General features: G+C 37.8%; 10 protein-coding genes and 1 pseudogene. 10 read left to right on the forward strand and 1 reads right to left on the reverse strand.

Annotated features, from left to right (window positions below; translation table 11 throughout):
• Window positions 1-80: 80 nt before the first annotated feature.
• The 5 genes from IGL31_RS02610 (at window position 81) to IGL31_RS02630 (ending at window position 6,692) form a co-directional block, all read left to right on the forward strand.
• Window positions 81-518 (forward strand): hypothetical protein, encoded by a 438-nt coding sequence (locus tag IGL31_RS02610; RefSeq protein ID WP_002321308.1) that lies wholly within the window; start codon window positions 81-83, stop codon window positions 516-518.
• A gap of 94 nt (window positions 519-612) precedes the next feature.
• Complete coding sequence (locus tag IGL31_RS02615) at window positions 613-1,497, forward strand: diacylglycerol/lipid kinase family protein (RefSeq protein WP_002291161.1); 885 nt, start codon at window positions 613-615, stop codon at window positions 1,495-1,497.
• Between the two features lie 221 nt (window positions 1,498-1,718).
• Window positions 1,719-4,889 (forward strand): Ig-like domain-containing protein, encoded by a 3,171-nt coding sequence (locus IGL31_RS02620; protein ID WP_086299859.1) that lies wholly within the window; start codon window positions 1,719-1,721, stop codon window positions 4,887-4,889.
• A 19-nt stretch (window positions 4,890-4,908) separates the two neighbouring features.
• A complete protein-coding gene (locus IGL31_RS02625; RefSeq protein ID WP_010727451.1) occupies window positions 4,909-5,937 on the forward strand; it encodes a DUF916 and DUF3324 domain-containing protein in 1,029 nt (342 codons plus the stop codon).
• Entirely contained in the window at window positions 5,934-6,692 is a 759-nt protein-coding gene (locus tag IGL31_RS02630) for a WxL domain-containing protein (RefSeq protein ID WP_002291155.1), read from the forward strand. The genes IGL31_RS02625 and IGL31_RS02630 overlap by 4 nt, the downstream gene beginning before the upstream one ends.
• An 85-nt stretch (window positions 6,693-6,777) precedes the next feature.
• Here the strand turns inward: IGL31_RS02630 and IGL31_RS02635 are convergent, their stop codons facing one another.
• Window positions 6,778-7,518 (reverse strand): LytR/AlgR family response regulator transcription factor, encoded by a 741-nt coding sequence (locus tag IGL31_RS02635; RefSeq protein WP_002291154.1) that lies wholly within the window; start codon window positions 7,516-7,518, stop codon window positions 6,778-6,780.
• 60 nt (window positions 7,519-7,578) lie between these two features.
• On the opposite strand from IGL31_RS02635, the gene IGL31_RS02640 reads away from it, so the two are divergent.
• The 5 genes and pseudogenes from IGL31_RS02640 (at window position 7,579) to licT (ending at window position 11,774) form a co-directional block, all read left to right on the forward strand.
• Entirely contained in the window at window positions 7,579-8,832 is a 1,254-nt protein-coding gene (locus IGL31_RS02640; protein ID WP_002306056.1) for a GHKL domain-containing protein, read from the forward strand.
• Window positions 8,833-9,126: 294 nt separating this feature from the next.
• Window positions 9,127-9,381: pseudogene (locus IGL31_RS02645) on the forward strand (winged helix-turn-helix transcriptional regulator); the annotation flags it as partial.
• A 122-nt stretch (window positions 9,382-9,503) separates the two neighbouring features.
• On the forward strand, window positions 9,504-9,830 hold the full coding sequence (locus tag IGL31_RS02650; RefSeq protein ID WP_010727453.1) for a nucleotide pyrophosphohydrolase: 327 nt from the start codon (window positions 9,504-9,506) through the stop codon (window positions 9,828-9,830).
• 67 nt (window positions 9,831-9,897) lie between these two features.
• Window positions 9,898-10,611: a class A sortase gene (locus tag IGL31_RS02655; protein WP_002317959.1), complete on the forward strand. Its 714-nt coding sequence runs from the start codon at window positions 9,898-9,900 to the stop codon at window positions 10,609-10,611.
• Between the two features lie 311 nt (window positions 10,612-10,922).
• Window positions 10,923-11,774, forward strand: coding sequence for a BglG family transcription antiterminator LicT (licT, locus tag IGL31_RS02660; RefSeq protein ID WP_086299858.1), 852 nt, complete (start codon window positions 10,923-10,925; stop codon window positions 11,772-11,774).
• Window positions 11,775-11,869 lie beyond the last annotated feature (95 nt).

The raw sequence follows: 11,869 nt of genomic DNA on the forward strand, positions 1-11,869 counted from the left end.
AATCCAGCGACCCTAGATATTTTTCTGTATAATCTTAAATAAAGAAAACAATATCAAAAAATGCACGTAGAAGTAGATAAATGGAGTGGTTTTGCAAATTTCTTTTATTTCTAGAAGTTATTCACGTATACGGATTTGTTTTTCTCACAAATAAAAAGGCAGGAAGTACAATGGATCATTTGTATATAAAATATATTCATCAGTTTTCCGTTTTGGTGTTAGGCACACTAATTATAGCGGGGATTGTCGCATTTATTATTCAAGGTCGTGACATATTAACAGTACATCAAGAGTTTTTCAGTTATGCATTTGGTATTCCTCTGATCGCTATAAGGTCTGATAACAAAAAGTGGAAGAAACGCTATTACATTCTCTTGCTATTTTTGTGTTTTTATCTGCCACCTAAGATTTTTACTTTATTAGGTATACAATGCCTATCATTTTCTTTTATTTCCTATATCATTGTTTTAATTTTCCTCAGTTTCATAGTATGGGTGTTTTATCTTGTCAAAAAATAAATGAATGTTTCATGAACAGTACTTCATCACAGCCTAATTTTTTTCTTTATGCTATCGTTATATTAAAGAAATCAATGAGAAGGGAAAGAAAGTGATGAAAAAAGTTTTATTAGTGGTAAACCCCAGTTCAGGCGGTGAACAAGCAAAGGAATTTGAGCAATTAGCGATAGCAAAATTGGAATCGGTGTTTGATGAAGTGGTCGTCTTGCATACAAAAAAAGCAGGGGATGCAAAAAACTTTACTCGCGAAGCGGCTACGGAAGGGTATCATAGTGTGTTTGTCATGGGCGGAGATGGAACAGTCAACGAAGGAATCAGTGGAATCGCTGAACAAGAACATCGGCCAAATTTCGGATTTTTCCCATTGGGTACGGTGAATGACTTGGCTCGAGCATTAGGGATACCGCTAGAACCTGAGGAAGCGATCAATCATTTTTCGATTGAATCAGTCAAGCCATTGGATATTGGAAAAATAAATGACGACTATTTTATGAATGTCGTCGCAATTGGCTCTATCCCTGAAGCAATCAATGATGTAGATGCGGAGAAGAAGACGAAATTTGGAAAACTAGCTTATTTCATGTCAGGAATCAAACAGTTAGCTTCCACACAATCCTACTCGTTTCACGTAGAAGTTGATGGAAAGAAGGAAGAAATTGAGAGCAGTACCTTGCTGATAGGACTAACTAACTCAGTCGGCGGTTTTGAAACATTACTTCCAAATGCAAAAGTGGATGATGGTAAGCTCCATTTGGTTTATTTAAAAGATTCTTCTTTGATCGATACGCTTAAAACATTGCCAGACCTATTAAAAGGAGTAGATGAATCAACGAAAAATCTAGCCTATCTTACTTGTGAGCAATTAGTTGTGTCATTAGCTGATGAGGAAGAATTGACGACGAATGTTGATGGGGATGAAGGGGATAAATTACCTGTGACAATCAAAGTGTTACCCTCACATTTACAGGTTTATTGTTAAAATGGAGGTTGTGACCGAAGAGTTGTCAGGAGGACATCGGTTGTTCGGAATAAGGGACTGTGACAAGACTTTTGTCACAGCCTTTTTTTGTACAAAAAAGAAATTTTCACCTAACAGAAAAATTTGCCATAAAAATACATATTTTAAATATGAAAGTACAATTACAAATAAATTAAAACGTTAAAATAAAATTGTCAAAACGTCAGAGAGGATGGTGGAGAATGAATCAATATGTAAAAAAGCTGATTGCGTCGATTTTGTTTGTCTTCCCTCTCTTGATGGTGACATCCGTTTTTGCCGATGTAGAGAAAACAAGCGAATCAACGCAATCAGAGAATCAAAGTTTTGACAAGACTACTTTTTCAGAAGAATCAATTACTTCTGAAACTACAGAATCCCAAAGTGAGGCGCCTACTTCTAATACAAGGCAAGAAGAAAATAAGACAAGTGAGACCTCAGAAGTAGCTGAACAAACGTCTGATAGCAGTGAAGAGGTACAGGTTAGAGTTGTTTCAGCGGATGGGTACAGCGAAGCTGCCACAACAGAAGAACTGACGCAGCTTCTCGCAGACGAATCAGTAGCTAAGATTCGTTTAACTCAGCCTTTGACTTTAGACAAGGAATTGGAGATCAAGCGAGATATCGTTATCGATTTTGGCGGACTTGCTCATAATTTCGGCACACATCACATCTATATCAATGAGACACCTCAGTCGATCGAGTTTCAGAATTTTAAAGGAACGGCAGCTCATCCAGGTGGGTTGATACCAAATATCGATGGAAATGCCATTATCATTGCTTATATGTCCGATTTTTGGGGAAACAGATATCATTTTACGGGAGAAATAAAATTTACCGGGACACTTGACTTATATGATGGTTCTAAATTAGGCCTGATTTACGCCCCTCGGGCAACTGTCACATTAGATGGTGTTTCCGGTGTATTGGATGTCCAACCAGTGAAAGAAGGGATGAATGCCGCTCCGGGTAAAGCTTATTTTTGTAGAAGCTATCAGCTAAATGTAATCAATGGTAGTCAGCTTTATGGACCATATCTAGGAAAATTCTATGGTTTTCTAGATTCAGGTGATGAGACGGGCAGTGGAAAAACAGCACCAGGACTCCATATCTTGAGTGGTTCAAAGGTCTCTCTTGACTATGATCGGGCAGATGGCGTCAGCGATGAAGGAGAGGCTGTCGATACGCTACCCGGGAATGTCACATTTGAAGTCAGTGGCTCAGGAAGTGAATTTTCGGTAAATACAAAGATCAATATTACCAACGACAACAATCGCGGAATTATCCAAATGAGAGGCTCAGGATCAAGAGTCGCTGTGTCGAATGATGGGAAAATCACAATCAATACAGCGACTACTGGCGGATTTCGCCTGCAAGGAGATTCTAGTCAAATCCATGTATCAAGTGGTGGACAAATCTCGGTCAAAATGGCTGGAGATGGCGACCAGCCTGGAAACAATGGGATGCGTTTTGTAGGGAAAGGACTTTCTTTGATCGTAGAAGGAGCCGGATCAGTCATCGATATTGATAAGCAAAGTGGTCGCTCTAGCGCAGTTCGTTTTGAGAACGGTACGCAAAAACTAACAGTAACTAATGGAGGCTCATTGAAGGTAAGAAATGCAGGGGATGGCAAATCTTATGTGAACAGACTCAATCAAGGAAACCAAGCGATCCAATTTTATGACGCTTCTGGTTTTCTAGAAAGTCCAGGGTCAGCTGATTTTACGGTTACTGGAGAAAAATCAAATATCGATATACGCGCAGATTCCGGAGCTACCGTAGATACAACTGGAGATATTGATTTGAACTTTATGGCTGGCGAAAAAACTTATTTAGTCATGGTCGGGAAAACTGGGGAAGATAAGACTGGCATCATCAGTGGGGATGTGTTGAATGTAGACTTAGAATCTCCTACCTATTTCGATTTCCAAAACAAACGGATCGGAAGCGAGACTAATGGCATAGGTGGCTGGGTATTTCAAGGAAATGGCGATTCTTCTTTGAAGATCGCTCATTCAGAAATTGCTTTATGGCGAAAGGCAGGAGCAACGTTCGATAACTTTGAAAAAGATCCGGATTATTTTTCTGATATGACAGACTTATCGATCAATGGAACCGACTTAGGTAATTTTGTATCAAGCCCTAGTGCAGGTTTAACAAATGAATTTGCTCAGACAGGTGCCGGAATGAAAAATTATAATCGAATCAGTGCCAATAACCAGCTTCCGATGATTGAATCCTTAAGAGTACCAACGAATGCAGATAAAAAAATCTATGGGCATGTCGTTGTTCCCGAAGGTGTCGAGGCAAAGCCAAGAGATGCTTGGACAGGCGAAGTAGAAGTGACTTTACGTATTACTTATGCAGATACGACGAAATCACCTGTAGAAATTACTGCTCTCACACAAGGACAAACAGATGAAAATGAAGGGGCAGGATATAATCCGTGGGGAGAAGGCGAACAAGGCGGTTTGTTTGAAGTTCAAGTACCCAACGAAGAAAGACTAACAACGGGGGATCAAGTGCAAGTAGTTGCTGCTAAAAAAGTAAGAGGCGGCCAAGAAGTGACAGAACTGGACTCTGCCAAAACGACAGTCGATGTGATTCCTCCTGAACCTGCTAAATTAAGTACCACATTGATCAATGCAGCTTCTCGCACGATCACAGGTACAGGTGAAGCAGGAGCTTTGGTTTCATTGAAAAAAAATCAAGCTGTTTTGTCCGAAACAACTATTGATGATACAGGGAAATTTGTTCTTTCTATCCCAGAAAATCAACTTTTTGCAGGAGATGTATTAGAAATTGTATTAAACGACCAAGCAGGAGAAGCTGCTGCTAAGGGTGTGCAGAACAAGCCAAGTACCAACGATGAAATTGGGAATCACAATCCAAGTGATACGCCAGTTGTTTATCATGATGCCCCGCCTTTTGCACCTGCTACGAAGATCGTAGTAGAAGGTGGTCTCTCATTTCTTGCCCCTTCCAAACTCGATTTTGGTCAGATCAAAGCAACTGGGTTGACGCAAGAAGCATTTGGCCAAATGGATGGGCAGGAAAAATTATGGATTTATGATCAGCGAGAAACAAAAAGTCCATGGATCTTAACGATAAAATTATCTCAGCCTTTCACAACCGATGCAGGATTTTCTATGCAGGATGTCCTATATTTCAAGAAAGCTGAGGAATATCAATTAGTGAATGAAGAAGAACTGGAAATTGTCAGAGGACAAAATTCAACGAATGTGCAAGCAGATTATTCAGAATATTTAAATAACGGTCGGGCGTTTAAACTTGTCTTAACCAAAGAAAATCAGATAGCTGGTAATTACTCAGCAGAGATGACATGGACATTAGCAGATGCGCCGACAGAATAAAGATCAAGGAGGATGATTGATGAATCGAATATGGAATAAAAGTCATCGAAACAACTGCTCTTTACTTCTGATCCTTCTCCTTGGATTCATCCTTTGGCAGACACCTGTCCATGCCTCCGAATTCAATTTTGCGGTAGATTTTGAATTACCGGCTAATCAGATTGATAAGAACAAAACATATATAAATGTAAGGATGGAGCCTGGGAAAACACAGGAAATCCCCTACACGGTCTTTAACCGAACAGATAAATCAGTAATAGTTGAGACATTGATCCACTCCGCTACGACGAATTCAAACGGTGTGATCGAATATGGAGAATCAAAAAGTAAATTAGATGAAACATTAAGTTATGATATGAAAAACTTAGCAAAAACAGTGGGAGAAATAACTGTTCCTCCTCAAAGTGCGGTCACTGAGACACTTTCACTGAAAGCGCCAGAAAAAGAGCTGGCTGGTGTGGTCGCAGGAGGGATCACGTTTCAAGAAAAAAAAGAGAACGTTTCTAACAAAAGTACAGTTGGTGTCGTCAATCAGTTTTCTCAAGTGAAAGCGATCTTGATTCGAAATAGCGAAAAAGAGTCTTCCCCAGATTTGAAATTAAAAAAAGCTTATGCGGATCAAAGCGATGGAAGAAATGTGATTAAGGCGAATCTTCAAAATCCAAATGCTTCTTATATGTTCGGCTTGACTACATCGGTTGAAATCTACAAAAAAGAAACAAAAGAGCCTTACCTTTCAATAAAAAAAGAAAAAATAGATGTAGCACCCAATACAAATTTTGATTTACTTGTCCCATTAGAAGGAAAAAAATTAGCTCCGGGACATTATCAAGCGGTTGTGAAGGGTGCTTGGAAAGAAAAACGCTGGAATCTCCATACCGATTTTGAAATAACTGATGATGCAGCGGACCAATTGAATGAAAAGGATATTGATTTAAAAAATCAGCCAGAAACATTTGACTGGCGATGGCTGATACTTGTTGGAGTCATTCTTATTGGCTTATTTGCTGGATTATTTATTTTAAAAGAAAGAAGGAAAAAGAAATGAAAAAAACAATTGCATTAAGTACCGTTCTAGCTGGAAGTCTATTATTATGTACACAAAGTGTTTTTGCTGAGAATAAGAGCTCAGCCACTACAGAAGGAACGATTTCTGTAACAAAACCAGATGCCGCAAATCCTGAAGACGTTGTTCCAGTTCCTCCTGTTGATCCAAATGATCCCGATACGCCGTTTACACCTGACGAACCAAATCAGGGAACATCCGGATTACTGACGATTGACCAAGCTCCAGATCTTGATTTTGGAACAATCAAGTTAGGTACAGCAAAAACAGTATATGCTGCATTACAAAACGGAACGGACAGTACAGGGACAGCAACACAAGTACAGAATTTCGTACAAGTAACGGATAAAAGCGGAAATTATGCCGGTTGGAAACTATCAGTCAAACGAACAGAATTTATTGGTACAACATCTGATACGAATAAACTAACTGGTTCAAAGGTGAAATTCAAAAACGCCGTGATTCGAAATAGCGCAACTAATAGCAGTGGAACGCCATCTACTATTTCTGGTACTGGCGCTGAAGGAATTGAGATCCCAGCAGATCAGGCAGTAGATCTAGTAACTGCAGGAGCAAATGAAGGGATTGGCACATGGATTTATTCATTAGGAGAGAATGTGGAACAAGGGAGACAATCAGTGGAATTATTTGTTCCTGTATCCAATTATGCCGTAGACAACTACGTTTCAACATTCACATGGTCGTTAACAGATGCTCCTACAGAAGGGAAAGCGTAAAATCAAATCAATGACTTCAGGGAGTGGAGCCGATTCAAGGCCTACTCCCTGAAATCTGCTATGCTTACGTCTCAGCTCTTATTCATCAACTCGAAGCAGTTTTTTGGAAGTCATGGAAACGTTCCTTTGTCTTTTCAAAGATCTTTCGACCAACGAGTAAGGAGTCACCATTGAAAAATTCTAACACATAATGAGCAGAATCAATTTTCTGCAATTGCGATAAGTTGATACAGTAAGATTTTAATAGTAAAAAGTAAGCATACTTTTCCAACTCTGTCTTCAATTGTTTTAAAGAAGTATTCACTAATTTATCTTCTGTAGTTGTTTTGACCATAACTTGGTTTTTCAAACCTTTGATACTTTCAATATATAAAATTTCCCGAGGATACAGGACGAGACTTCCACCTTTTTGATCAATAAAGATTTTATCGACATTTACGATCTGCTGTTCTTTCCAATTGATCTGTTCTAGCACTTGACGAATTTGTTCAGATAAATTCCTGTCTTTTCTGATATATCCAATCGGAAGGATTTTCCGATTGATGATCTCTACTGCAAAATTCGTATAAGCGGTGAAAAAAACAATATTACTATGTGCATTTTTTTTACGTATTTGTTCGGCGACATCAATACCTGTGAGTGATTGCTTCAAGTCGATATCGATAAAGAAAACATCGTGATTATCAATAGTGCCCAACTGGATCAACTGATTGATTTGAGAGACAGAAGTGAGCTGCACGATATTCTCGATATGATGATTGACCAATTCTTTGATGATCCATTCGCTGTGAAACTGGTTATCTTCTATGATAAAATACTTTTTCATATGCAGGCTCCTATTAAAAAAATATGTGTACATTTTGAAACAAAACAATGGAGGAATAAGATGGTCGCAACAGTGACACTTTATTTGACCTTTACTTTGATTTTAGATTTAGGCATCTATTTATTCTTTTCGAAACAACTGCTAGTAAAAAACAGCTTTGGTTGTATAGCTTTGATGGTGGTGACACTTTTACTTCCTATCCCTAAAGTGAGCTTTCCTTACCTAGTTGGCTTATTATTGATGTTTCTTTTTTATTTTACTACGAAAAACCTGTTTATCAGCTGTTTGATCAGTAATCTTTTTTTTGCTATCACTGGACTCAGCTTTTTTCTGGTTTTTGATCTGATGGATTATTTAGGAAAGAGACATCTTGGAACAGCAAGTTTTTTTGCACTACTTATCGCATTTATTTTCTATCTATTAGTAAAAAGTATAGACAAACAGACGAGATTTCTCAACTTGCTTTTTACTTATCCAACTGAACACTATTTTGGAGGTATTTGTATTTTATTAAGCTGGGGCGTGATTTACTTGGTATTGGGAAGTGTTCACTTCCGCTCATCTAATTATCTGCTTCTATCTCTTTTGTCGATAGTCATCAGTTTTTTTTCTTTGTTTTTTTCCATTATGTTGATCAGTTTCCAAGTAAAAGAAAGACAACATCAGGAATCGCTTCAACTGTATCAAATAAATGAAGAATATTACCATCATCTAGAGGAATTCAAACATGATTATAAAAGTCTACTGTTTTCATTAAAAATTACTCTTCAGGAAAATAAAAAAGAAACGTTGGAATTTTTAGAAATCTTAGAAGATCATTCTGCAGCTATTTTTGAAAAACCGCAAATACAACAGCTAACAAATATTGTATCCCCAGCTGTAAGGGGTGTCTTTTTAAAATTTCTAGAAAAAGCAGAATCGGAGAAAATCCCGATCCAAGTAGTTATTCCTGTCGAAGTGAAAACAATCCCGATTGATCTGGTTGTTTTTATTCGCTGTTTATCTATTTTTATTTCTAACGCATTCGATCATCGTGTAGCCGATCAGAGTCCGATTACGATCAATCTGCTGGAAGAAAAAGAGGGATTACGTTTTAGTATAGCGAACAAGGCAAATCCAACGAATTTGACGCTATCGGAGATGGTCAAAAGAGGAAAAACCTCTAAAAAAAATGGCGGGTTAGGTCTATACAGTGCGAAAAAAATGCTGGATGTTTACGAAAATGCAGAACTAAAAATCGATTTTTCAAAGCAGAATCACTGTTTCTTTGTAGAAATGTATCTGGCATCTAGAAAGAGCAAATCAGCCTACTGACTTACTGTCAAAGGATAAGCTTGAGGAAAGTCTACACGGAGATAGAGACAACAACACAGCATATTCAAAAGAAACAGAAGCGTGATGACCGTTGTCACCCTTCTGTTTCTTTTGCTATGTAGTTAAACAAAGTAGTTGACACTTCCGCTACTTAGTATTAGTACGAAAGTATACTTCATGATACTAAGTAGATAAGAAGTGAAAAGCGGAACCCACGATCGTCAAAATGCTAACTGCTTTGCTTACACCAGATAAAGGGAAGAGCAATATCGCTTATTTTAGGCGTGGAGAAGCAAGAAAATCCCTACGATCACACAAAAAATGCTGACCCAGCAGTTAAGAGAGTTAGAACAAGATGGCATTGTCCATCGAAAAGTCTATAACCAAGTCCCGCCTAAAGTAGAGTACTCGCTCACCGAAGAAGGAAAATCATTAAGAGAGATTCTAGTAGCGATGTCTGTTTGGGGAGAAGAACGTATCGAAAAACAAAAAGCCTCAGGGGAAGAAGTCACATTACTGCATACACATGGTGGCTACCTAAATTACTGATTTTCTATGACATTTATTTTAAATAAAAGAAAACAGGAGTTTTTTAAAAAGCATCATCTATTTTTTATGTAAAAAAATGGTATGATTAATCAAGTAAGAAATGATTGGAAGAAGGCAAGCAAATGAATAGCATGGAAAAAGTCAACCAGTTTAGAGATGAACGTAATTGGCGACAATTTCATAACGAAAAAGATTTGGCTATTTCTATTTCTTTGGAAGCATCTGAATTGTTAGAACTTTTTCAATGGAAAACGCCGGAAGAAGTAAAAGAAACACAATTAGAACGAATCAAAGAAGAACTGGCGGATGTATTGATCTATTCATACATGATGGCAGACAATCTTCAGTTGGATCTAGATGAGATCATTGAGGAAAAATTGACCAAAAATAATTTGAAATATCCTGTAGAAAAAAGCGCAGGTGTACGAAAAAAATACACAGAGTTGTAGAAATGTGTCATTCGGCTGTTGGAAAGAGCAAAAGAAAAACAGTAAAATGAGTCTGGAGGGAGAGAAAATGAAAAAAAAAGGAAAAGCAAAAAGATGGCTAGTCAATATCCTCTTGTTCCTCTTGTTATTAGTAGGACTAGCTTTGATTTTCAATGAACAGATCAAGGATTATCTTGTCAGAGAGACAGGAGATAAATATGCTATAGCGAATGTAACAAAAGAAGATCTGAAAAAGAATAACGATAAAGATGTCAGTTTTGACTTTGATGCGGTAGAACCAATGACGACAGAAGGGGTCATGAGGTCGCAGATGAGAGGAACAGATCTACCAGTGATTGCTAGTATCGCAGTCCCTTCAGTTTCAATCAATTTACCGATTTTCAAAGGCTTAGATAATACGTCACTACTTTACGGAGCAGGAACATTATCTCCAGATCAAGAAATGGGAAAAGGAAATTATGCCTTAGCAAGCCATCGTGCAACGAACCCTGAATTGCTGTTTACACCGCTGGAAAATTTAGAGATGGGTGCCAAGATCTATTTGACAGATTTAGAAAATGTGTATACATACAAAACATTTTTTAAAGAAAAAGTTGCTCCTACAGATACCCAATTACTGAATGAAGTCGAGGGAAAAGAAATTGTCACACTAATTACTTGTGGCGACATGGATGCAGTCACGCGACTAGTTGTACAAGGAGAACTGGAAAGTGTTACACCGATAAAAGATGCGACAGATGATATGAGAACTGCTTTCAATCTAGAGACAAAAACATTTTAGGATACTGGGACATAAGTCGTTACAGATCAAAAACAGCCAAAGGATATGAATCGATAAGGAAAAACCGATTTGCTGAAAAAAAGAGGAACGCAAAGAGGTGCATCTCTGATTTGGTTGTTTTCTAGATAGACTTGTGTTCCAGTTTTTTTTATTTTTTTATATGAAAAGGCTTGCATAAGTGGAAATTCGATGGTATGATGATTTTGAATAAGAAATGGATTGTTACTGTACGGCAGGCAAAACCAGAATTCAGCTAAGAAACAGTAGGCGAATTCTAGGTTTTTTTATTTTTCTTGAGAGGGCGAAGCAAAATGAAAATTGATAAAATTTTGAATAACAACGTCGTCATTTCGAAAAATGGATTCGGGGAAGAAGTCGTTTGTATGGGAAAAGGACTAGCTTTTCAAAAAAAGATTGGGGACGAGATTTCGCCAGAAGCGGTCCAAAAAGAATTTGTTTTAAGAGATTCTTTTGTTAAAAACCAATTCCAGCAGCTGATGGCTGATATTCCGGCAGAGGAGATCGAATGGGTCAAGCAAGTAGTAGAACAAGCTGAAGATAAACTAAAAGTTGAATTTTCGCCTAATATTTATCTGACATTGACCGATCATCTTCATTATGCGATCACACGAGCAAAAGAAAATATCCAACTGCCTAATCCATTATTATTTGAAACAAAAAAATTTTATCCGAAAGAATATCAAGCAGCGAAAGAGGCTCTTTTGTTCGTGAAACAAAAGACGGGTGTGGAACTTTCTGAGGATGAAGCCGGTTTTATTGCCTTTCATTTTGTGAATAGCCAACAAGGAAACGAAGACATGCAAGTGACGATGACCGCTACCACAATGGTAAGAGATATACTGAGTATCATCAGTAAATTCTTCGGCATCGTGTTCGATGAAGAATCTTTGAATTATCAGCGTATCATTACTCATCTGCAGTTTTTTGCCCAGCGTTATCTCAAAGGGGAAGGATCTGACGAACAAGATGAATTTCTCTACGCATTAGTTCAAGGAAAGTATCCAAAAGCGTTTCATTGTGTCGAACGGATCAATGAGTATCTTCGACAAACGCAAAAACAGGAAATGGGGATCGCAGAGCAGATTTATTTGACGATCCATATTCAAAGAGTAGTAAGTGAGAAAAAAAGCATCCAATCATAAGGATTGTTACTGTATGGCAGGCAAAACCTGGATTGAAAAAATAGGTTCACGAATGTTTGTGACTGTTTTTTTCAATCTGGGTTTTTATTTTTTAA

Source organism: Enterococcus sp. MSG3290 (assembly GCF_050555565.1).
GTDB classification, from domain to species: domain Bacteria; phylum Bacillota; class Bacilli; order Lactobacillales; family Enterococcaceae; genus Enterococcus_B; species Enterococcus_B faecium.